Source organism: Amycolatopsis sp. WAC 04169, from assembly GCF_003947535.1.
Lineage (GTDB): Bacteria > Actinomycetota > Actinomycetes > Mycobacteriales > Pseudonocardiaceae > Amycolatopsis > Amycolatopsis keratiniphila.
In genome coordinates this window covers 1-21,310 of sequence record NZ_QHJI01000019.1, presented here as the reverse complement: position 1 = coordinate 21,310, position 21,310 = coordinate 1, and the positions used below count along the sequence as shown (strand labels likewise).

General features: G+C 68.3%; 15 protein-coding genes and 1 rRNA gene. 10 read left to right on the top strand and 6 right to left on the bottom strand.

What is annotated here, in order from left to right; genetic code table 11:
- Positions 1-4: 4 nt before the first annotated feature.
- Positions 5-1,129, bottom strand: coding sequence for a serine hydrolase (locus DMC61_RS39555; protein WP_125695555.1), 1,125 nt, complete (start codon positions 1,127-1,129; stop codon positions 5-7).
- Between the two features lie 77 nt (positions 1,130-1,206).
- Between DMC61_RS39555 and DMC61_RS39550 the strand changes: the two genes are divergently transcribed.
- On the top strand, positions 1,207-1,746 hold the full coding sequence (locus tag DMC61_RS39550) for a PadR family transcriptional regulator (RefSeq protein WP_125695554.1): 540 nt from the start codon (positions 1,207-1,209) through the stop codon (positions 1,744-1,746).
- Positions 1,747-1,848: 102 nt separating this feature from the next.
- Here DMC61_RS39550 and panB read toward each other — a convergent pair whose 3' ends face one another.
- On the bottom strand, positions 1,849-2,724 hold the full coding sequence (panB, locus tag DMC61_RS39545; protein WP_063276161.1) for a 3-methyl-2-oxobutanoate hydroxymethyltransferase: 876 nt from the start codon (positions 2,722-2,724) through the stop codon (positions 1,849-1,851).
- A gap of 244 nt (positions 2,725-2,968) precedes the next feature.
- Between panB and lysX the strand changes: the two genes are divergently transcribed.
- Positions 2,969-6,286 (top strand): bifunctional lysylphosphatidylglycerol synthetase/lysine--tRNA ligase LysX, encoded by a 3,318-nt coding sequence (gene lysX, locus DMC61_RS39540; protein WP_125695553.1) that lies wholly within the window; start codon positions 2,969-2,971, stop codon positions 6,284-6,286.
- Positions 6,287-6,380: 94 nt separating this feature from the next.
- Positions 6,381-6,968 (top strand): DinB family protein, encoded by a 588-nt coding sequence (locus DMC61_RS39535; protein ID WP_125695552.1) that lies wholly within the window; start codon positions 6,381-6,383, stop codon positions 6,966-6,968.
- A 12-nt stretch (positions 6,969-6,980) separates the two neighbouring features.
- On the opposite strand, the gene DMC61_RS39530 is transcribed toward DMC61_RS39535, so the two are convergent.
- Positions 6,981-7,517 carry a methylated-DNA--[protein]-cysteine S-methyltransferase gene (locus DMC61_RS39530; protein ID WP_125695551.1) on the bottom strand — a complete coding sequence of 179 codons (537 nt, stop codon included), beginning with the start codon at positions 7,515-7,517 and terminating at the stop codon, positions 6,981-6,983.
- A 90-nt stretch (positions 7,518-7,607) separates the two neighbouring features.
- On the opposite strand from DMC61_RS39530, the gene DMC61_RS39525 reads away from it, so the two are divergent.
- Entirely contained in the window at positions 7,608-8,234 is a 627-nt protein-coding gene (locus DMC61_RS39525) for a VOC family protein (protein ID WP_125695550.1), read from the top strand.
- Here DMC61_RS39525 and DMC61_RS39520 read toward each other — a convergent pair.
- Positions 8,205-9,962 (bottom strand): NAD+ synthase, encoded by a 1,758-nt coding sequence (locus DMC61_RS39520; RefSeq protein ID WP_125695549.1) that lies wholly within the window; start codon positions 9,960-9,962, stop codon positions 8,205-8,207. The genes DMC61_RS39525 and DMC61_RS39520 overlap by 30 nt on opposite strands.
- 149 nt (positions 9,963-10,111) lie before the next feature.
- The gene (gene secA2, locus DMC61_RS39515; RefSeq protein ID WP_125695548.1) at positions 10,112-12,439 is read right to left on the bottom strand and encodes an accessory Sec system translocase SecA2; all 2,328 of its coding nucleotides are present in this window, start codon (positions 12,437-12,439) and stop codon (positions 10,112-10,114) included.
- 149 nt (positions 12,440-12,588) lie between these two features.
- On the opposite strand from secA2, the gene DMC61_RS39510 reads away from it, so the two are divergent.
- Both DMC61_RS39510 and DMC61_RS39505 read left to right on the top strand, forming a co-directional pair.
- Positions 12,589-14,160, top strand: a complete 1,572-nt coding sequence (locus tag DMC61_RS39510) for an alpha/beta hydrolase (RefSeq protein WP_199750220.1) — start codon at positions 12,589-12,591, stop codon at positions 14,158-14,160.
- Positions 14,161-14,212: 52 nt separating this feature from the next.
- Positions 14,213-15,757 carry an alpha/beta hydrolase gene (locus DMC61_RS39505; protein ID WP_125695547.1) on the top strand — a complete coding sequence of 515 codons (1,545 nt, stop codon included), beginning with the start codon at positions 14,213-14,215 and terminating at the stop codon, positions 15,755-15,757.
- A 21-nt stretch (positions 15,758-15,778) separates the two neighbouring features.
- On the opposite strand, the gene DMC61_RS39500 is transcribed toward DMC61_RS39505, so the two are convergent.
- The gene (locus DMC61_RS39500) at positions 15,779-16,447 is read right to left on the bottom strand and encodes an LppX_LprAFG lipoprotein (RefSeq protein WP_125695546.1); all 669 of its coding nucleotides are present in this window, start codon (positions 16,445-16,447) and stop codon (positions 15,779-15,781) included.
- 89 nt (positions 16,448-16,536) lie between these two features.
- On the opposite strand from DMC61_RS39500, the gene DMC61_RS39495 reads away from it, so the two are divergent.
- The 4 genes from DMC61_RS39495 to DMC61_RS39480 all read left to right on the top strand — a co-directional run.
- Positions 16,537-17,802, top strand: a complete 1,266-nt coding sequence (locus DMC61_RS39495; RefSeq protein ID WP_125695599.1) for an MFS transporter — start codon at positions 16,537-16,539, stop codon at positions 17,800-17,802.
- Positions 17,803-17,870: 68 nt separating this feature from the next.
- Positions 17,871-19,214, top strand: coding sequence for a type I glutamate--ammonia ligase (glnA, locus tag DMC61_RS39490; RefSeq protein ID WP_016331613.1), 1,344 nt, complete (start codon positions 17,871-17,873; stop codon positions 19,212-19,214).
- A 14-nt stretch (positions 19,215-19,228) separates the two neighbouring features.
- On the top strand, positions 19,229-20,791 hold the full coding sequence (locus tag DMC61_RS39485) for an amidase (RefSeq protein WP_125695545.1): 1,563 nt from the start codon (positions 19,229-19,231) through the stop codon (positions 20,789-20,791).
- Positions 20,792-21,187: 396 nt separating this feature from the next.
- A 16S ribosomal RNA gene (locus DMC61_RS39480) occupies positions 21,188-21,310 on the top strand; the annotation flags it as partial.

Genomic DNA, 21,310 nt, shown 5'->3' with positions numbered 1-21,310 from the left:
ATGGTCACTCCGCACCGGCCTCCCAGATGTGAAGCATCCGCGCCATGAGGCGGAAGGGAATGGCCTGGCCCCTGGTGTGGTCGACGGTGCCGGTCAGATGCAGATCGAGCTCCGGGCAGTGGAACAGCCATGTTCCGGTGACGCCGGAGTGGCCTACGAGCGTGAGCGGGCGCCGGCCAGGCGACATGAGGCGGCCGACGGTGAAGTACATGGTGCCGAGTCCATAGCGAAGGATCGGGATGTTGCGGAGCCTGTTCCGTCGCTCGGTGAGGAGGTCCACCGTTCGGGTGTTGTCGAAGACTTCGCCGGCGAGCAGGGCGCGCTGGAAGGTCAGGAGATCGTCGGTGGTGCTGATCAGATCGTTGCTGGACTCGATCAACGAGGGCAGTTCGACACGGCGCTCTCCGGTGTGGAGTGGCAGGGGTGCCGCGGTCTCGGGACCGGGAAGCCGGGTGTGGCCGAGGCCGAGCGGGGTGGTGATCCGCTCGGCCAGCAGATCGGCGAAGGACTTCCCGGTCGCCGCTTCCGCGATGCGGATGAGCAATTGGAAGCCGGTGTCGGAGTAGCGGGCCTTCTGCCGGGTGGCCGCCAGGTCCTGCGGCACGAAATGCGGGCGCTGCTGCTCCCGGACGATCCGAAGCGCGTCCTCGAAGCTCCACCCCTGATCCCGCCCGGTGCGGAGGTGTTCGTTCAGGCTGGGACCCGAGCGGCGCTTCTCGAAGTAGTCGGGCAAGCCGGAGGTGTGGCTCGCCAGGTGGCGAACGGTGATCGCGGACGTCCGGTCGACGCCGTGGAGGACATGAAGGCCGGCGATCGACTCGGCGGGAAGATAGCCGGTGATCGGTGCGGACAGTTCGAGTTCGCCGCGTTCGTGCGCCTGCAGTACGAGCGTGATGATGAAGCGCTTGGTGATGCTCGCGATGAAGAACGGGCTGCGTGAATGTGGCGATTCGGCCGTGGAGCAAGCGGCTGACCAGCGGAGCTTTCGGTCGCCTGTCTCGATCGCGGCGATGGCGTGGTGCAGCCGGCGCCGGGTGACGAGGTTTTCCGCCAGGCGCGTCAGCCGAGTGTCCACGTCGGGGGAGACGGTGTTGTCGGGCGCCGGAGTCGTCGTGAGCGGAGGTGTCATGTCGGCTCCCTCTGAATAAGTCTCTTAGACAGGTCTACTGGACATATCTAAGAGAGTCAACCGACTAGGCTCGCCGCATGGCGCATGTCATCCTCGGGCTGCTGTTGATCGCCCCGCAGACCTATTACGGCCTCGTCAAAGGGTTCGAGTCCGGCGTCACGCTCTTCTACAGCGCCAGTTCCGGCAGCATCAAACGCGCGCTCGACAAGCTGCTCGCCGAAGGGCTCATCGAGCTCGCCAGCACCGAGAAAGGTGGCCGTGGCAAGAAGATGTACCGGGTGACCGATGCCGGTCGGCAAGAGTTCCGCCGCTGGATGACCGGCGAGCTGGGCGGATCGGACCTGGAGAGCGCGGCGCTGCCCCGGCTCTACTTCCTCGGCCTGATGGATCCTTCGGAACGTGTGCCCGTCCTCCGCCGCATCGAGGCTCGCGTCGAAAGCGACCTCGCCAGGTTCACGCGGCTCGACGAACGACTCGACACCGTGGACATCCCCGAAGGACTCGGCGATGTCGCCGCCCATCAGCGCGCCACGCTCGACTACGGCGTCGCTTCGCTCCAGTTCGCGCTCAGCTGGTTTCGCGACTACATCGCCCATCACGAGCCGGAGCGCGAGTAGCCCTCACACCTGCGCGGGGAGCAAGGGACCTTTGCTACCACGCTCCCCGGTCGGGAGTGGTAGCAAAGGTCCCTTGCTCTCTTTTCGCAGGTCAGAGGTGGGTCAGTCGTGGAACGAGTGCTCCGGAGCCGGGAACTCGCCTCGCCGGACGTCCTCCGCGAACGCGGACGCGGCCCCGGCCAGCACGCCGGCGAGGTCGGCGTACTTCTTCACGAAGCGAGGGGTCTTGCCGCGCCGCAGCCCGGCCATGTCCTGCCAGACGAGCACCTGCGCGTCGCAGTCCGGCCCGGCGCCGATGCCGACGGTCGGAATCTTCAGTTCGTGCGTGATCCGCTTCGCGGCTTCGGCGGGCACCATCTCCATGACGACCGCGAAGGCGCCGGCCTCCTCCAGGGCGAGCGCGTCGGCGAGCAGCGCTTCGGCCGCTTCGCCGCGCCCCTGGACGCGGTAGCCGCCCAGATTGTGTTCACTCTGCGGCGTGAATCCGATATGTCCCATCACGGGGACACCGGCCGACGTCAGCGCCTCGACGTGCGGAGCGAATTTCCGCCCGCCTTCGAGTTTCACCGCGTGCGCGCGGCCTTCCTTCATGAACCGTACGGACGTCTCCAGCGCCTGCTGCGGTGAAAGCTGATACGAACCGAACGGCAGATCGGCCACGACCAGGGCCCGCTTCACCGATCGGGTGACCGCGCGGACCAACGGAAGCAACTCGTCCACGGTCACCGGAAGTGAAGTGTCGTAGCCGAAGACGTTGTTCGCCGCGGAATCCCCGACGAGCAGCACGGGAATGCCCACTTCGTCGAACAGTGCGGCGGTGTACATGTCGTAGGCGGTGAGCATCGGCCAGGCTTCGCCGCGCTCCTTCATGTCGCGAAGGTGATGTACGCGGACCTTCTTCCCAGATGTGGCCTGGGGCGCCGCGCCGGTCCCGTACGGCGCGGTGAGCTCGCCGGAATCCTTTTCGGTGGCAGACATCCTTGTCGACCGTCCTTCCCTCGAGGCCTCGAAGAGGTCCCCGGGTCGTGGAGCTGAACAAGACAAAGCGTGACATGCCCGGATACCGCTCCCAAGGCCCTGCGACCAGCTTCACACGGCGGCGTCACACCCGCGGATGGGGAAATTCAGACCAGAGGATGATGATCGTTGACAACCACACAGGGTTGTGTGACGTCAAGTAAGTACAGCTGTCGATCTCCTGTGTGTACCGCGAAGGACCAGAATGGCAAACCCAGTGGGCCGAGTCGCGCCGTGGAAGGCGAGGGCGGGCGGGATCGTCGCCACCCTCGTGCAGCTCGCGGCCGTGTTCTCGGTGATCCTCCTGCTCGCCGGCGGCGTGAAGGGGCCGGTGCTCAGGACGGGTGACATCGCCTTCTCGGCCTTGAGCATCCCGACGAACGCGAGTCTCGTGATCGTCCTGCTGCTCGTCGTCCTCGGCGCCGCGCTCCGCCGCCGCAAACGTGCGGCCCTCTACACGCTCCTGCTGTTCCAGGTCGGCGGCCTGGCGGTGACGCTGGCCTTCCAAGCAGCCCTGCTTTGGTGGCCCGAATTGCTGAAACTGGGCCCGTGGCAGGTCCGGCACATTCCGCACCAGGTGTGGGTGCTGGCCATCGCCGACCTGATCTCGATCGGGATGATCGCGTTCCTCTGGATCCTGCGGCCCGCGTTCCCCGCCCGGCTCGCGCCTGGAGCCTGGCGCGACGGTCTCACGGTGCTCTTCGGCGGCCTGGCCGCGGTCATTCTCGTCGGCTGGGGCTTGAGCGAAGCCTTCCCCGGCCGTCTCGCCGACACCTGGGCGCGGTTCGCCTGGGTCGTCAACCACACGACCGGGGAGAACATCCAGCTGCGCCGGGTCGGGATCGGCGAGGGGCCCGCGTGGCTCGACCTCGTGCTCGACCTCAGCGCGACGGCCGTCGCGACGGCGGCGTTGTACACGCTCTTCCGCGGAGTGCGCAGCCGTCGCTTGAGGACAGACGAGGAAGAACTGCGCGTACGCCGTCTTCTGGCCGAACACGGCGAAGACGACTCTCTCGGCTATTTCGCCACCAGGCGCGAGAAGAGCGTCGTCTTCTCGCCGAACGGCCGCGCCGCCGTGGCCTACCGTGTGCTCGCGGGCACCAGCGTCGCCAGCGCGGATCCCATCGGTGATCCCGACTCCTGGCCCGACGCGGTCCGCGCCTGGTTGAACGAGGCACGCACCTACGGCTGGACGCCCGGCGTGCTCGGCGCGAGCGAACGCGGTGCGAAGGTCTACGCCGACGCGGGTCTGCGCGCGCTGGAAATCGGCGACGAAGCCGTCCTCGACGTCCGCGACTTCAGCCTCGCCGGGCCGGAACGTCGCTCGGTCCGGCAAGCGGTCAAACGGATCGAACGGGCCGGATACAGCACGAAAGTCCGACGGCACAGCGAAATCCCGGCCGACGAAATGGCCGGGCTGTTGCTGCACGCGCAGCAGTGGCGCGGCGCGGAGACCGAGCGTGGGTTCTCGATGGCGCTCGGCAGGCTCGGTGACCCGAGCGACGGCCGCAGCGTGATGGTGGAGGCGTACGACGCCAAGGGCGAGCTTCGCGGCATGCTGTCGTTCGTGCCGTGGGGCCGTCGCGGCCTGTCGCTCGACCTGATGCGGCGCGACCGCGACGCCGAGAACGGGCTCAACGAGTACATGGTCGCCGAGGTCGTCGCGGCGAGTTCCCACCTTGGCGCGCAACGGATTTCGCTGAACTTCGCGATGTTCCGCGCGGTCTTCTCCGAGGGGGAGCGGATCGGCGCGGGCCCGGTGCTGCGCGCCTGGCGCGGCGTGCTCAGCATGGCGTCACGGTTCTTCCAGCTGGAATCGCTTTACCGGTCCAATGCCAAGTACGGGCCCGACTGGGAGCCGCGCTTCCTGTGCTATTCCTCGGCTCGGCGGTTGCCGCGGGTCGGTATCGTCGCCGGCGCGCTCGAAGGTTTCGTCCCGACAGGACGATCGGGGCGGGCGCTCAAACTGGAGACGGTCACCGAGGAATTCGTCGCCGAAGTCCACCGCATCGAAGCGAACGCGGCCACTCCCGCACCGAAACAGGTGCGACGCCCCGACCAGGTCCGGGTGCGGATGGCGAAGCTGGACCGCTTGCGAGAAGCCGGAATCGACCCCTACCCGGTCGGTTTCGCCCGGGAGGATCTGCTCGGTGACGTCGTTTCGAAGTTCGGTGATCTGAGCCCGGATACCCACACCGGTCATCGGGTCCGCGTCGCGGGCCGGGTGCTCGCGATGCGCAACCTCGGTGGGCTCTGTTTCGCGCGGGTCAAGGATTTCAGTGGCGAGATCCAGCTGATGCTCGACGCCTCCGTTCTCGACCTCGGCGGCTGGCGGCGAGGCATCGACCTAGGTGACCATGTCGGCGTGAGCGGGCAGGTCGTGACGTCGCGGCGCGGTGAGCTTTCCGTGCTCGTCGACGAATGGACCGTGACGGCCAAGAGTCTGCATCCGTTGCCGGACAAGCGAAAAGGCCTCACCGACCCGGAGACGCGGGTGCGGCAGCGGTACCTGGACCTCGCGGTGAACCCGGACTCGACGGCGATGCTGCGGATGCGCTCGACCGTCGTGCGCGCGGTGCGGGAGCGGCTGCATCAGGGCGACTACCTCGAAGTCGAGACGCCGATGCTGCAGACCGTGCACGGCGGCGCCAACGCGCGCCCGTTCATCACGCATATCAACGCCTACGACATGCGGATGTATCTGCGGATCGCGCCCGAGCTCTACCTGAAGCGGCTTTGCGTGGCGGGCGTCGAGCGCGTTTTCGAACTGAACCGGAACTTCCGCAACGAGGGTGTCGACGCGACGCACAACCCCGAATTCACCATGCTGGAGGCATATCAGGCGTATGCCGACTACAACACCATGCGGACCTTGACGCGCGAACTCGTGCAGTGCGCCGCGGAGGCCGCGTACGGCGCGCAGGTGGTCCGCCGCCCGGGGCCGGACGGGAAGGTCGTCGAGTACGACATCTCCGGTGACTGGCCGGTGATCCCGGTGCACGAAGCCGTCTCGGCGGCGCTCGGGGAGAAGATCGACGCGAGCACCTCCGTCGCCGAACTCCAGCGGCTGTGCCGCGCGGCCGGGGTGCCGGTGAACGAGGACGCCGGGCACGGCGATCTCGTGCTGAAGGCACACGAGCACTTGGTCGAAGGCGCGACGGTGCTGCCGACCTTCTACACCGACTACCCGACCGACGTTTCGCCGCTGACCCGGCAACATCGCGTGGACCCGCGGCTGGCCGAGCGCTGGGACCTGATCGCGTTCGGCTCCGAGGTCGGCACGGCCTACACCGAGCTGACCGATCCGCTTGAGCAGCGACGGCGGCTGGAGGCCCAGTCGCTGCGCGCCGCGAGCGGCGACGTCGAGGCGATGGAGCTGGACGAGGACTTCCTGCTCGCGCTCGAACACGGCATGCCGCCGACCGGTGGGCTCGGCATCGGCGTCGACCGGCTGCTGATGATGCTGACCGGGGCGTCGATCCGGCAGACGGTGCTGTTCCCGTTCGTGCGTCCGCAGGGGTAAGTGGTAGCAAAGGTCCCTTGCTCCCTTCCTGGCCGAATCGCCCCAGGAAGCCGGTGCCGGGTGTCATGATCCCCTTCCAACGGAAGGAGCCACCATGGCTGGAAACGTTCCCCCGGTCGCCGACGAGCGCGAAGGACTCCTCGCGTATCTCGAGCAGCAGCGTCACGTCCTGCGCATCGCCGCGCACGGCCTCACCGAAGAACAGGCCAGAGCCGTCCCGACCAGAAGCTCACTGAGCGTCGGCGGCCTGATCAAACACACCGCGCTCACCGAAGACGGCTGGATCGACATCCTCCTTCAGAAGCCCTCGAAGCCGATGGACGAGGCCATGAAGGAGTACGAAGCCGGCTACGTGATGGCTGACGGCGAGACACTCGACGACGTCTTCGCGCGTTACGACGAAGTCGCCCGCCGTACCTCGGACGTCATCGCGGACATCGCCGACCTCGGCCAGCCGGTCCCGGTGCCGAAGGGCGTGCCTTGGTACCCGAAGGACGTCGACGCGTGGTCGGTCCGCTGGGTGCTGCTCCACCTCATCGAGGAGACCGCGCGGCACGCCGGGCACGCCGACATCATCCGCGAGCACATCGACGGCGCGACGGCGATCCCGTTGATGGCCGCCGCGGAAGGCTGGCCGGAGACGCCGTGGCTCAAGCCCTGGTCGCCGGGTCAGAGCGACTAGAGCCCACAGCGATCAGAACAAGGTCGGTTCGTCCGCCAAAGCGCCTTCGATGACCAGCATCCGGCGCTTGGTGGCGACCCCTCCGCGCGCGGAGAAGCCGCCGTCCTTGCCGCCGGCAGCAAGCACGCGATGGCACGGCACGATGATCGGGACCGGGTTCCGGCCCATCGCCTGCCCCACGGCCTGCGCGCCGCCGGGCATGCCGAGGATGTTCGCGATGTCGCCGTAGGTCAGCGTCTTGCCCGCGGGGATCGTGCGGATGAATTCGTACACGCGGTGGTGGAAGTCCGGTACTCCTTCGTAGTCGAGTTCGACGCCGGTGAGGTCCGTGCGCTTGCCGTCCATCAACGAGACGATCCCGTCGATCGCGCGCTGGATCTCCTCCGGCGGTGTGGATTCGGTCGCGTGGGGAAGGCGCGCGGTCAGTCGCGCCCTCGTCTTCTCTTCACTGCCCTCGGGGAGCTGAACCGCGACGACCCCGCGTTCGCTCCACGCGATGCCGCAGTCGCCGATCGCGGTGCCGAACACGGAGTAGCCCGGTGCCGTCATGAGCCCAGGGTACGAGAGCGGTCCGACAGTTTCGGATCCATCGCCAGGCCGCGGTGCCGCCGGAGCCTTCGCTGCGGTAGGAGTATGGACATGAGCGACCTCGTGCTTGATCACCTCGTCTACGCCGGGCCGGACCTCGAAGAGGCCGTCGAGCGCGTCGCCGAGCTGACCGGCGTCACGCCGGTACGCGGCGGAAGGCATGTCGGTTTCGGTACGGCCAACTACCTGGCCGACCTGGGCGCCGGTGCCTACCTCGAGGTGGTCGGTCCCGACCCGGATCAGCCGGAGCACATCGGGCCGCGTCCGTTCGGCATCGACGAGCTGATCGCTCCCGCCCTGATCACCTGGGCAGCGCGTGTGGACGGCATCGACGAGGCGATCGCGGAGGCACGCCGACGCGGTTACGACCCGGGCGAAGCGTCCGAGATGTCACGGACCACCGACGACGGCGAACTGCTGGCCTGGCGCCTCACCGGTGCGGGCGGCCTCGACGGGCTCGCGCCCTTCCTCATCGACTGGGGGAGCACCCCGCATCCGACGACGCGGGGGCTCCCGTCGATCCCGCTGCTCATGGTCACCGGTGTCCACCCCGAGCCGGCCGCGGTCGAAGCCGCGGTCCGCGCGCTCGGGATGGACATGCTCGTCCGGCGCGACACGAAGCCCGGCCTGGTGGCCGTGCTGACGAACTCAGCCGGGAAGCAGGTCGCGCTGAGCTGAGCGGGTCACGACGGTGCCCTCCCGCCAGCCGTTCGTCATCGGCAGCCGCCGGTCCCGCCCGAACGCCTTGAACGTGATCTTGGTGCCCGGCGGGTACTGGCGGCGCTTGTATTCGGCCTTGTCGACCATCCGCACCACGCGGTCGATGGTCTCCGGCTCGAAGCCCGCGTCGACCAGGTCGACGTAGCCGCGGTCGCCCTCGATGTAGTCGTCGAGGATGTCGTCGAGCATCAGGTAGTCGGGCAGCGAGTCGCTGTCCAGCTGGCCAGGGCGCAACTCCGCCGACGGCGGCTTGGTGATCGAATTCTCCGGGATCGGCGGGGTTTCGCCGTTCTTCTCGGCTTCCTTGTTGCGCCACTTGGCCAAGTGCCAGACGTGCGTCTTGAAGAGGTCCTTGATCGGCGCGAAGGCCCCGACGGCGTCGCCGTAGATCGTCGAGTAGCCGACGGCGAGTTCGGTCTTGTTGCCGGTCGCCAGCACCAGGTGACCGTCCTGGTTGGACAGCGCCATCAGCAGCATGCCGCGGACACGGGCTTGGATGTTCTCCTCGGCGAGCCCGGTCAGCTGAAGCTGCTCGACGTAGACCTTGACCATGTCCGCGATCGGTTCGACGCGGTAGTGCGCGCCGATCCGGCGGGCGAGGTCTTCGGCGTCGCCCTTCGAGTGCTCCGAGGAGTACTCCGAAGGCATCGAAACGCCGTAGACGTTGTCGCCGCCCAACGCGTCGGCGGCCAGCGCCGCCACCACCGCCGAGTCGATGCCGCCCGAGAACCCGAAGGTCACCGACGAGAAGCCGTTCTTGTGCACGTAGTCGCGCAGACCGACGACGAGCGCGTGCCACACCTCGGCTTCGTCCGACAGCGGCTCGCTGATCGCGGACTCGGTGCTCGGGGTGTACGCCGGGACCGTGTCTTCGCTGAGCACGCGGCGCTTGACCCGCAGGCCTTCGAACTCGCCCTCGGCGGTGTGCCCCCCGGCGACGAGGTCCGTGTCGACGACGAGCAGGTGCTCGACGAACTGGGGCGCGCGCGCCAGCAACCGGCCGTCCGCGCCGACCACGATCGAGTCGCCGTCGAAGACGAGGTCGTCCTGGCCGCCGATCTGGTTCGTGTACACCAGCGGCGCCCCGGCCTCGGCCGCGCGGCGGGCGATGAGCGGCAGGCGGATGTCGTCCTTCGCGCGCTCGTAAGGCGAAGCGTTGGGCGCGACCACGAGGTCGACCCCGGCCTTGCCCAGCGCGGAGATCGGGCCGCCGTCCTGCCAGACGTCCTCGCAGATCACCATGCCGACGTCGACACCGTGGAAGCGGACGACCTCGAGCTCCTGGCCCGGCTTGAACCAGCGGTGCTCGTCGAAGACGCCGTAGTTGGGCAGGTGGTGCTTGAACTGGCGGGCGACCACTTCACCGCGGTACAGCGCGGCGGCCGCGTCGCGCGGGCCGGTCTCGTCCAGGTCGAGGTAGCCGATGTAGGTGAGCACCTCGCCACAGCCGGCGTCTTCGAGCCGCTTGGCGAGGGCTTCGACCATCTGCTTCGAGGCGGAGGCGAAGGTCGGGCGGAGGGAGAGGTCCTCGACGGGGTAACCGGTGAGGGACATCTCCGGGAAGACGACGATGTGGGCGCCTGCTTCGGCGGCCTTGCGAGTCCACTCGACGGTGAGTTCGGCGTTGCCTTCGAGGTCGCCGACGGTGGTGTTGACCTGGGCCAGTGCGATGCGCAGTTGCGGCATGCCGACATTCTCACCCACCGGCGCCCGCGGGGACGACCGGATGTGCCGAATCGCCCACCCGGGTGCGCCCGTCGCGAAAAGAGAGCGGGGGACCTTTGCTACCACTCGCCGGAAGAGAGTGGTAGCAAAGGTCCCCCGCTCCCCGCGCGCTACTTGCGCTTGATCATGCTCCGGACCTTCTTGATGGTCTGCTCGAAGTCGGAGTCGAACGGGTTGTCGTGCACCAGGTAGGTCCACGTTGTGTTCGCCCGCCGCACCCCAGCGTCACCGAGGTCGATCCCGTCGTCGGTGATCTCGGCCTCCTCGAGCGTCTTCGCCGCCCGCTCGGCCGCCTCCGGGATGATCTTGTGGAACTCGGGGATCGCCGCGCGGTGGAACTCGTCGATCGGCGTCTCCCGCGCCAGCGCCCGCAGGTGGATGCTCTCCCGCACGTCGGTCAGGAACGCCAGGTGGTCCGACCACAGCTGGTCGATGTGGAACAACAGCACCTCGCGGCACAGCTGCTCGACGCGGGCCTCGTCGTCGACCTTCTCCGAAAGTTCCTTGAACTTCTCCGGGTGCGCCTTCTCCAGCACCTCCGCCGCGTGCGCCGTCCGCAGCACCTTGTCCCGGTGCTCCAGCAGCTCGCCGCGCTGCCGCTCGATCAGCCGCGTGTAGCGCCAGGTGTTCCGGTGGATCTCCAGGTCGACACCCTCGGCGACGCGCTGCGCGTGGTTGATCTGCCGCAACGCCGCCGGGTCGACGATCTCGCCGCTGCCCACGTCCGAGCTGATGCCCTCGGGGATGTCCGGCGCGTTCGACAGCACGAGCTCGTCGTTCAGGCTGGCGAAGAACACCGCGCTGCCCGGGTCACCCTGCCGTCCGGACCGGCCGCGCAGCTGGCCGTCCAGCCTGCTCGACGGGTACCGGGCGGTGCCGATCACGTGCAGGCCACCCAGCTCGACGACCTCGTCGCGGCCGTCGCCGTCCTTGCCGCCCAGCCGGATGTCGGTACCCCGGCCCGCCATCTGGGTCGAGACGGTGACCGCGCCCTTCTTGCCGGCGTCGGCGATGATCGCGGCTTCCTCGGCGTCGTTGCGCGCGTTGAGCACGACGCATTCGAGGTCGACCTTCGCCAGCTTCTCGGCCAGCTCCTCGGATTCGGCGACGTCCTGGGTGCCGACCAGGATCGGCCGCCCGCTCTCGTGCACCCGCCGGATCTCCTCCTCGATCGCGCGCAGCTTCTGCGACGGCGACCCGAAGATCCGGTCTTCCTGGTCTTCACGGATGTTCGGCGTGTTCGGCGGGATGACCGCGACCTCGAGCTTGTAGAACTCGCGCAGCTGCTCGGCGACCGCGACCGCGGTACCGGTCATGCCCGCGACCTCGGGGTAGCGCGCGAGCAGCGCCTGCACGGTGATCGAGTCGAGGATCTCGCCCCGGTCGGTCGCCTTGACCTGCTCCTTCGCTTCGACGGCGGCCTGGAGACCGTCCGGCCAGCGCTGAAGTTCTGCGACGCGGCCGCGCGCGGCGTTGATCAGCTGCACCTTGCCGTCGCGCACGAGGTAGTCGACGTCGCGGGTGAGCAGCGCGTGCGCGTGCAGCGCCACGTTCACCGCGGGCAGCCGGTCCGAGCCCGTCTCGTCGTAGAGGTTGATGTCGTCGCCGAGGGCCTTCTCGACCACCGAAGCGCCGGCCTTGGTCAGCCAGGCGTTGCGGCCGTCGGCGTCGGTCTCGTAGTGGAGCCCGAGCCGCAGCCGCCGGACGATGTTCGCGACCTCTTCGTCGGCGTCGGTGTGGTCGATCGAGCCGGCCATCACCAGCGGCACGCGGGCCTCGTCGACCAGCACGGAGTCCGCCTCGTCGACGATCGCCACCTCGGGCTCGCGCTGGACGAGGTCCTCTTCGCGGGTCACCAGGCGGTCGCGGAGCACGTCGAAGCCGATCTCGCTGACGGCGCCGTACGTGACCTCCTTCGCGTACGCCTCGCGGCGCTCGTCGCGGGAGTGCGCGGGCTCGACCCAGCCGACGGAGACACCGAGCAGGGCGTAGATCGGGCCCATCCACTCCGCGTCACGCCGGGCGAGGTAGTCGTTCACCGTGACGACGTGGACGTGCTTCCCGCGCAGGGCGTACCCGGCGCCGGCCAGCGCACCCGCCAGCGTCTTGCCCTCACCGGTCTCCATCTGCACGATATGCCCGCTGAGCAGGCCCATCGTGCCCAGCAACTGGACGTCGAAGGCACGCTCGCCGAGCGCCCGCCGCGCGGCCTCGCGACCGAGCGCGCAGACCTCGATCAGCTGGTCGTTGCCGAAGGAAGCGGCGTCCCGAAGCTTGCCGGCCCGCTCTGTCAGCTCCTCGTCGGAAAGCTTCTCCAACTCGGGCTCGAGCTTCTCGATGGCCGGCAGCAGCGCCTCGTAGCGGGTCAGTTCGACGCTGCCCGGCCGCTGGATGATCCGGCGCAGCTTCTTGCTCACCCGGCTGATCAGTGCTGCCACCCCTGTGCTCCCGTCTGTTCTTCTGCCGTCCGCACCCGTATCACCAACGCAGTGGTGGTGCGGCCGAGTTCCATGGCCGATGGCACGATCCAACCGTGTCCACTCATGTCAGCGCCAGGTCCCGTGCCCGTCGATTCGCCGCGATCACGCTGTCCGGCCTGCTCGCGGTCACCGTCGCCGCGTGCTCGTCGGGAGAGGGTAGAACCCAGCCGCCGCCTCCGGCCACCGAGTCGCACGCTCCGACCGGACCGGTGCCCGCCGGACTCGAAAAGTTCTACGGACAGAGCCTGACCTGGGCCGACTGTGCACCCTACGCGACATCCGATGACGCGAAAGCGGCGTTTCGGGTGAAGGACGCACAGTGCGCCCGGCTCACCGTCCCGCTCGACTACGCGAAGCCCGAAGGCGACTCGATCACGCTCGGCCTGCTGCGCCGGAAGGCGCTGGATACCGACGAAAGGATTGGGGCGCTCGTGGTCAACCCCGGTGGCCCCGGCGCCTCCGGCATGCAGGCCGCGGCCGGTCTCGCCTCCCGGACGGCGACGAACGAGCTGGGCAAACGCTTCGACATGGTCGGTTTCGACCCGCGCGGCATCGGCGCGAGCCAGCCGCAGGTCCGTTGCCTGACCGACGCCGAACGCGACGCGGACCGCGCGGACGACAGCGAGACCGATGGGTCACCCGAGGGAGTGAAAAAGCAGGAGACCGAGTCCCAGGACTTCGCGGCGAAGTGTGCCGAACGGACCGAACACGGCGCCGCGATGCTCGCCAACCTGGGTACGCGTGACGTCGTCAAGGACATGGACATCCTGCGTTCGGTCCTCGGCGAGCCGAAGCTGAGCTACCTCGGCTACTCCTACGGGACGCGGATCGGGTCCGCCTACGCCGAGGCCTTCCCGGCGAACGTCCGCGCGCTGGTGCTCGACGGGGCCGTCGACCCGGAGCAGGACGCGGTGGAGTCGCTGGTCGCGCAGGGGCAGGGCTTCGGCAAGGCGTTCGGGGAGTTCTCGAACTGGTGCGCCGCGCGTGAGGACTGCGCGCTGGGGCGCGACGCCGCCGGCGCGACGAAGGCGTTCCAGGACCTGGTGCGGCCCCTGATCGACTTCCCGGTGCCGGTCGGCGACGGCCGGAAACTGTCGTACGAGGACGCGACGACGGGCGTGATACAGGCCCTCTACCAGGAAGATCTCTGGGAACCGCTGAACACCGCGCTCAACGACCTGAAGCGCCAGCGCGGCGGCGGCCTGGAAAAACTGGCCGACCTCTACAACGAGCGCGGCGCCGACGGCCGCTACGGGACGACGCAGGACGCCTTCGTCGCGATCCGCTGCGTCGACGACCCCCGGGTCACCGATCCGGCGAAGATCCTCGACGCGCAGAAGCGGTACGCGCAGGCGGCGCCGTTCCTCGACGACGGCAAGCCGGACGGAGCCGCGCGCGACTCCTGCGCCTTCTGGCCGGTGCCGAACACCTCGGAGCCGCATCAGCCGAACGTCGAGGGCCTGCCGAAGACGCTGGTCATCTCGACGACGAATGACCCGGCGACCCCGTATCAGGCGGGCGTCAACCTCGCGAAAGCGATCAAGGGAGCTTTGCTCACATTCGAGGGCAATCAGCACACGGTGTTCCTCCAGGGCGTCTCGTGTGTCGACCAGATCGGCATCGATTACCTGGTGAACGGCGCCCTGCCGGACGAGGGCACGCGCTGCGCCGCCAAGTAACGAGTTCGGCGTGAAGGGCCATGAACGGCCGGGACGCTGCGAAGATCGCGAGATGAGCCTTCGCCGCGTCCCGGCCGTGCTCGTCGTCGCCGTGCTGGTCGCCTCCTGCACGACGCAGCAGCCACAGCCCGCGCCGACGGTGTCGCCGACCAGCACGGCGTCGCCTGCTCCGGACCCGAAGGCGCTCGAGAAGTTCGCCGAGCAGAAGCTGGCGTGGGGCGCGTGCTTCGAGGACAAGGCGTTCGACTGCGCGAAGCTCACCGTGCCGCTCAACTACCTGAAGCCGGACGGCGAGACGATCTCCCTCGGAGTCCTCCGGCACAAGACGAAGAATGCCGGCAAACGGATCGGCTCCCTCGTGCTCAATCCGGGTGGCCCCGGCGGCTCGGGCGTCTCGGCCGCGGCGCGGATCGCGAAGTCCCGGCCCGCGGCCGCGCTGGCCGAGCGCTTCGACATCGTCGGATTCGATCCGCGTGGGGTCGGGACCAGCGAGCCGAAGCTCGTCTGCCTCACCGATGCCGAACGCGACGCGGATCGCGCGGAAGATTCGGAAAGCGACTCGACACCCGCCGGGGTCGCGAAGCAACTCGCCGACGCCAGGACGTACGCCGCGAAGTGTGCCGAGCGCACAAAGCACGGCAAAGACCTGCTCGCCAACATCGGGACCAGGGACGTCGTCCGCGATCTCGACGTCCTCCGCTCGGCCTTGGGCGACGAGAAGCTCACCTACCTGGGGTTTTCGTACGGCACGCAGATCGGGACTGCCTACGCCGAGGCCTACCCGGACAAGGTGCGGGCGCTGCTCCTCGACGGCGCGGTCGATCCCGAACTCGACACCGCCGAATCGCTGGTCACGCAGATGGCGGGCTTCCAGAACACGTTCACCGAATTCGGCAAGTGGTGTGCCGCTCGCGCGGACTGCGCGCTCGGCCGTGACGCGGGTGCGATGACGAAGGCGTTCCAGGACCTGGTCCAGCCGAGGATCACCGCCTCGGTACCCGCGGGGACCCGCAAGCTCTCGTTCGAGGACGCCATCACCGGCACCAGCGCCGCGCTGTACTCGCAGGACGCGTGGAAATTCCTCAACGACGGGTTCACGGAGCTCAAGCGGGGAAGTGGCAAGACGCTGGTCGCGCTGGCCGACAACTACTACGGCCGCGAGTCGGACGGCCGGTACACCGGCATCCTCGACGTGTACTTCGCCGTCCGTTGTGTCGACAGCACGCGGATCGCCGACAGACGCGTCATCGACGACGCTCACCAGCGGATGCTGCAGGGCGCGCCGTTCCTGACCGGCGGCACCCCGGACATGAGCGAACTGGACATCTGTTCGGTGTGGCCGGTGCCCGCAACGTCGGAGGTGCACAAACCGGACGTCGACGGCCTGCCGCGGCCCCTGGTCATCTCAACCACCGACGATCCGGCGACCCCGTACGCGTCCGGTGTGAACCTGGCGCGGGACCTCAAGGGAGCTTTGCTCACGTTCGAGGGCGCGCAGCACACCGTCTTCCTCGACGGCAACGAGTGCGTCGACAGCGCCGGCCGCGCCTACTTGATCGAGGGCGACCTGCCCGCGCCCGACACCCGCTGCTCCTAGCGGGGGAGCAAGGGACCTTTGCTACCGCCCGGCCCCCACGACCACCGCGTTATGCCTGGTCAACGCCAGCTCCAACATCACCGCGAACTCCTCCGGCTTCGTCGGCGGCACCTGCAACCACACCCGCACCAGCCGCCGCGGCTCGTCCCTCGAAATCCACAGCTTCACGAACACGTCCGACTTGATCTCCGGCACGATCCCGCCGATCACCGCGGCTGGCACCTTCGCGGCGATCCGGAACGACTCGGTGTCCTGCACCCGCTCCCACCGCTCGCCCCGCAACTCGGTCGCCCCGGTCAGCAGCCGCCGAAGCCCGCCTTCAGGTCCGAGCATCGCTTCAGGCGTGTACGCCGCCGAAGCCGGAATCACCCGTTCCCCACCAGGCCCACGGAGCGTGATCTCCGAGCCGGACAGCCGGTAGTCGACCTTCACCCGTTCGAAGTCGTCCTGCAGATCGGCCTTGCCGACCGCGCCACCGTCGAGGCTGATCTCGCCATCGAGCGCGCGCACCGGCAACCCGGTGACGACCCCGTTCACCCCGAGCGTGAACCGCACGCTGCGCAACGAGACGAGGGAGTCGGCCGCCGCGCTCACGTAGTCCTGGGCAGGCGGCAGCGGGGGAGACCCCGCGCAACCGCCGATGAGCCCGAGCGTGAGCAGCAGCGCCGGCACGAGGTGACGGCAGCGCATGGGCAGAGCCTATGGCCATGGCCCGAATCTTGCGCATAGTGTCCTTCCGGCCGCTTTCGCCGGACGCCGCCGCCGATGACGCTGTACCCGTGCAAACCGAGACCCGTCTCCACCGCGCGTGGTTCGTCGCCGCCGCCGCGTTCATCGCCCTGCTCGCCGCCGCCGGTTTCCGCGCGGCCCCGGGCGTGCTCATCGACCCGCTTCACAACGAGTTCGGCTGGTCGCGCGCGACGATCGCTTCGGCCGTCTCCGTGAACCTCGTCCTCTACGGACTCTTCTCGCCCTTCGCAGCGGCTCTCATGGAGCGCTTCGGCATGCGACGCGTCGCTTCGACGGCGTTGTTCGTCGTCGCGATCGGCGCGGGCGGCACGGTGTTCATGAACGCGAGCTGGCAGCTTATCCTCTGCTGGGGAGTCCTGGTCGGCGTCGGCACCGGCTCGATGGCGATGAGTTTCGCCGCCACCGTCGCCGCACGCTGGTTCGTCCGCAGCCGCGGCGTCGTCACCGGCGTCCTCACCGCGGCGGGCGCCACCGGCCAGCTGATCTTCCTGCCGATCGTGGCGAACCTCGCCGTCGACGAGGGCTGGCGGACGGCATCGCTCGTCATCGCCATCGCCGAGCTGGCCGTCGTCCCCGTCGTCCTCCTGGTGGTCCGCGATCACCCGTCCGATATCGGAATGACCGCTTACGGCGCGGAGCCCGGCGAAGTCGCCCCTGCCACTCGCACGGGTGGTTCCGTCCGGCGCGCGCTTTCGGTCTTGGGCTCGGCAGCCCGCACGAGGACGTTCTGGCTGCTCGCCGTCGGCTTCGCGATCTGTGGCGCCACGACGAACGGCCTGGTCAGCACGCACTTCGTGCCTGCGGCGCACGACCACGGCATGCCGCAGACGACCGCCGCCGGCCTGCTCGCCCTCGTCGGCATCTTCGACGTCGTCGGCACGATCGCCTCGGGCTGGCTCACCGACCGCGTCGATCCCCGGATCCTGCTCGGCGTCTACTACGCTCTTCGCGGCGTTTCGCTCGCCCTGCTCCCACAGCTGCTGAGCGGAACGGTGGAACCGAGCATGTGGGCGTTCATCATCTTCTACGGCCTCGACTGGGTGGCGACGGTTCCGCCCACCGTCGCGCTCTGTGTCCGGCAATACGGCGCCGCCGGGCCGATCGTCTTCGGCTGGGTCTTCGCCAGCCACCAGCTCGGCGCCGGTCTCGCGGCCTTCGGTGCGGGCGCGATCCGCGATTCCTCGGGCAGCTACGCGCTCGCTTGGTACATCGCCGCGAGCCTCGCTGTGATCGCTTCGGTCGCCTCGCTGTCGATCACCAAGGCGGCCAAGCCCGAGCCGGTCCTCGTGGGGTGAACCACCACTTCCGGTCGATCGGCGCGTCGCGAAACATGTCGTTAACACGTTCTCGTTAGGGTGCGGCCATGGATCGCCAGCAGGAGTTCGTGCTCCGTACCTTGGAAGAGCGCGACATCCGTTTCGTCAGGCTCTGGTTCACGGATGTGCTGGGGTTTCTCAAGTCCGTCGCGGTGGCGCCCGCCGAACTCGAGGGCGCCTTCAGCGAGGGCATCGGCTTCGACGGATCGGCCATCGAAGGATTCGCACGCGTCTACGAGTCCGACATGGTCGCGAAGCCCGATCCGGCCACGTTCCAGGTCCTGCCGTGGGAGACGCCTGACGGCGGCCCGTACTCGGCGCGCATGTTCTGCGACATCGCGATGCCGGACGGCTCCCCGTCCTGGGCGGATCCCCGGCACGTCCTTCGCAGGCAGCTCTCGAAGGCGGGCGAAGCGGGCTTCACCTGTTATGTCCACCCCGAAATCGAGTTCTTCCTGCTCTCCAACCTGCCCGACGACGGCAGCGAGCCCGAGCCCGCGGACAACGGCGGCTACTTCGACCAGGCCAGCCACGCGACCGCGACGCACTTCCGCCGCCACGCCATCGAGACGCTCGAGGCGATGGGGATCTCGGTCGAGTTCAGCCACCATGAGGGCGCGCCCGGCCAGCAGGAGATCGACCTCCGGTACGCCGACGCGCTGACCATGGCCGACAACGTGATGACCTTCCGTTACGTGGTCAAGGAGGTCGCCCTCACCCAGGGGGTCCGCGCGACCTTCATGCCGAAACCCTTCACCGACCAGCCGGGTTCCGGCATGCACACGCACGTGAGCCTGTTCGAGGGCGATCGCAACGCCTTCTACGACGCGGAAGACCCGTACGAGTTGTCCGCGACGGGCAAGGCCTTCGTTGCGGGGCTGCTGCACCACGCGAAGGAGATCTCGGCCGTCACCAACCAGTGGGTGAACTCCTACAAGCGGCTGATCAGCGGCAGCGAGGCCCCGACGACTGTTTCGTGGGGCCGCGCCAACCGCTCCGCGCTGGTCAGGGTGCCGATGTACTCGCCGGGCAAGGCGTCGTCACGCCGCGTAGAGATCCGCACGCTTGACTCCGCGTGCAACCCCTATCTGGCGTACTCGGTCATCCTGGCCGCCGGTCTCAAGGGCATCGAGAAGGGCTACGAGCTCCCGCCGCCCGCCGAGGACAACATCTGGCAGTTGTCGGACGCCGAGCGCCGCGCGGCCGGATACGCCCAGCTCCCGCAGAACCTCGGGGAGGCGCTGGCGGAGATGGAAAAATCGGAACTTCTGCCCGAAGCGCTCGGAGAGCACGTTTACGACTTCTTCCTGCGCAACAAACGTGTTGAATGGGATAACTACCGCAGCGCGGTGACCCCGTACGAGCTGCGGACCCTACTTCCGGTTCTCTAGACGAAGGAGACCTGATGGTGCGGCGGCCGGTGTTCGGAGTTCTGACGGCGCTGGTCGCCGCGACCCTCGTGGCAAGCGCCGCACCAGCGGCGTCGGCCGCCGGAAAACCACTCGATCTCGACGCCGCCGACATCCCCGCGCTCCAGGCCCGGATGTCCTCCGGACGGCTGACCGCCGTCGGCCTGACCTCGGCTTATCTCGACCGCATCCACAAGGTCGACCGGAAGGTGAACGCGGTCATCGCGGTCAACCCGGCCGCGATCGCGCAGGCCGCGGAGAGCGACGTCAGGCGCCGTGCCGGCAAGACCCGAGGACCGCTGGACGGCATCCCGGTCCTCGTGAAGGACAACGTCGACACCCGCTCCCAGCAGACGACGGCGGGGTCGCGCGCACTGCGCAGCAAGCCCGCGAAGGACGCGACCCTGATCCGCCGTCTGCGCGACGCGGGCGCGGTCGTCCTCGGCAAGGCGAACCTGTCGGAGTGGGCGAACTTCCGCGCCGCCAAACCCACTTCCGGGTGGTCGGGCGTAGGTGGGCAGACGAACAACCCGTACGTGCTCGACCGCAACCCGTGTGGGTCGTCCGCCGGATCCGCCGCGGGTGTCGCCGCTTCACTCGCCCAGGTGGCGATCGGCAGTGAGACCGACGGCTCGATCGTCTGCCCGGCGGGGATGACCGCGACAGTGGGGCACAAACCGAGCCTCGGCCTGGTCAGCCGCACCGGCGTGGTGCCGATCTCGGCCGAGCAGGACACCGCCGGCCCGATGGCCAGGCACGTCGTCGACGTCGCGCTGACGCTGTCCGCGCTCCAGGGCCGCGACCCGAGCGACCCCGTCACCGGCACGTACCCGCCGAACCAGCCGACCGACTACGCCGCGCACCTCCGACCCGGCGTGCTGAAGGGCTCCCGGATCGGGCTCTGGCGTCTGCCGGTCCTCGGGCCGGACGTCGAAGCCGTGATGACGAAGACCAAGAACTCGCTGGCCAAGGCGGGGGCTGAAGTCGTCGAGGTGACGCCGCCGTACCAGGCGAGGCTCGGCGAACTGGAGTTCCCGGCCCTGCTCACCGAGTTCCACCGCGACATCGATCGCTACCTGGCCACGCGCCCCGAAGGCCCGCGCGACCTCGCCGCGCTGATCGCCTACAACCGGTCCGACCCGCTGGAGCAGACCTGCTTCGCCGGACAGGAACTCTTCGAACAGGCACTCGTCGCGCCCAGTCCGTCCGATCCCACCTATCAGGCCAACCGCCGCGAGCTCACCGATCTGGCGAAACGCTCGATCGACGAGACCCTCGCGAAGTACCGCCTCGACGCCATCGCCGCGCCCACTAACCCGCCCGCTTGGAAGACCGATTGCAAGACCGGCGACAACGACGTGATCCCGTCGTCGACGCCGGCCGCGGTCTCGGGCTACCCCGCTGTGACCGTGCCGGCCGGTTTCGTCGGCGAGCTCCCGGTCGGGGTTTCGTTCATGGCGGGGCAGTGGGCGGACGCCCGAGTGCTCGCCTACGCGGCCGACTTCGAACGCGTCGTCCCCGCCCGCGAACCGCCTCGCTACCTGAAGACCGTCGGATGACGGGGGTTTGTACCGGCTGACCTGCGGCGATGTCGTTAAGTGACCCCCCTGTTTTCGGGGGGTTCCGGGGCATGTAATCTTCTCTTCGTCGCCAGGAACACCGGGCCGCCGGGGCCGAAAGCCCCGAGGTCAGGAACCAGGGCCGAGCGGGTTGACACCGCGAACCGGACCAGGTAACGTTCAGCGTCGGCCCACGAGCGGCCGCCGACCCCCTACGACTAAGACCGTAGGATTCGGCATGCTCGACCAAAAGCTTGTGAATATCGCTTGAAGCAAAGCGTGTTGCTTGAGAACTCAACAGTGTGCTAGTGAACTAAGCCAGTAGAGCTTATGTATTGAAACCTCGTAAGAGGTTCCTTTGAGAGCATTAAATTGCCTCGATTGAATTCGAAGACATTGTTGGAGAGTTTGATCCTGGCTCAGGACGAACGCTGGCGGCGTGCTTAACACATGCAAGTCGAACGATGATCCGGTTTCGGCCGGGGATTAGTGGCGAACGGGTGAGTAACACGTGGGCAA

Excerpts from the sequence above, each read along its gene's own strand:
- DMC61_RS39520 (WP_125695549.1), bottom strand. The coding sequence starts at position 9,962 with ATGCCGCAACTGCGCATCGCACTGGCCCAGGTCAACACCACCGTCGGC.
- lysX (WP_125695553.1), top strand. The coding sequence starts at position 2,969 with ATGGCAAACCCAGTGGGCCGAGTCGCGCCGTGGAAGGCGAGGGCGGGC.
- DMC61_RS39485 (WP_125695545.1), top strand. The coding sequence starts at position 19,229 with ATGGTGCGGCGGCCGGTGTTCGGAGTTCTGACGGCGCTGGTCGCCGCG.
- DMC61_RS39535 (WP_125695552.1), top strand. The coding sequence starts at position 6,381 with ATGGCTGGAAACGTTCCCCCGGTCGCCGACGAGCGCGAAGGACTCCTC.
- DMC61_RS39525 (WP_125695550.1), top strand. The coding sequence starts at position 7,608 with ATGAGCGACCTCGTGCTTGATCACCTCGTCTACGCCGGGCCGGACCTC.
- DMC61_RS39505 (WP_125695547.1), top strand. The coding sequence starts at position 14,213 with ATGAGCCTTCGCCGCGTCCCGGCCGTGCTCGTCGTCGCCGTGCTGGTC.
- panB (WP_063276161.1), bottom strand. The coding sequence starts at position 2,724 with ATGTCTGCCACCGAAAAGGATTCCGGCGAGCTCACCGCGCCGTACGGG.
- DMC61_RS39555 (WP_125695555.1), bottom strand. The coding sequence starts at position 1,129 with ATGACACCTCCGCTCACGACGACTCCGGCGCCCGACAACACCGTCTCC.
- DMC61_RS39530 (WP_125695551.1), bottom strand. The coding sequence starts at position 7,517 with ATGACGGCACCGGGCTACTCCGTGTTCGGCACCGCGATCGGCGACTGC.
- DMC61_RS39550 (WP_125695554.1), top strand. The coding sequence starts at position 1,207 with ATGGCGCATGTCATCCTCGGGCTGCTGTTGATCGCCCCGCAGACCTAT.
- DMC61_RS39500 (WP_125695546.1), bottom strand. The coding sequence starts at position 16,447 with ATGCGCTGCCGTCACCTCGTGCCGGCGCTGCTGCTCACGCTCGGGCTC.
- glnA (WP_016331613.1), top strand. The coding sequence starts at position 17,871 with ATGGATCGCCAGCAGGAGTTCGTGCTCCGTACCTTGGAAGAGCGCGAC.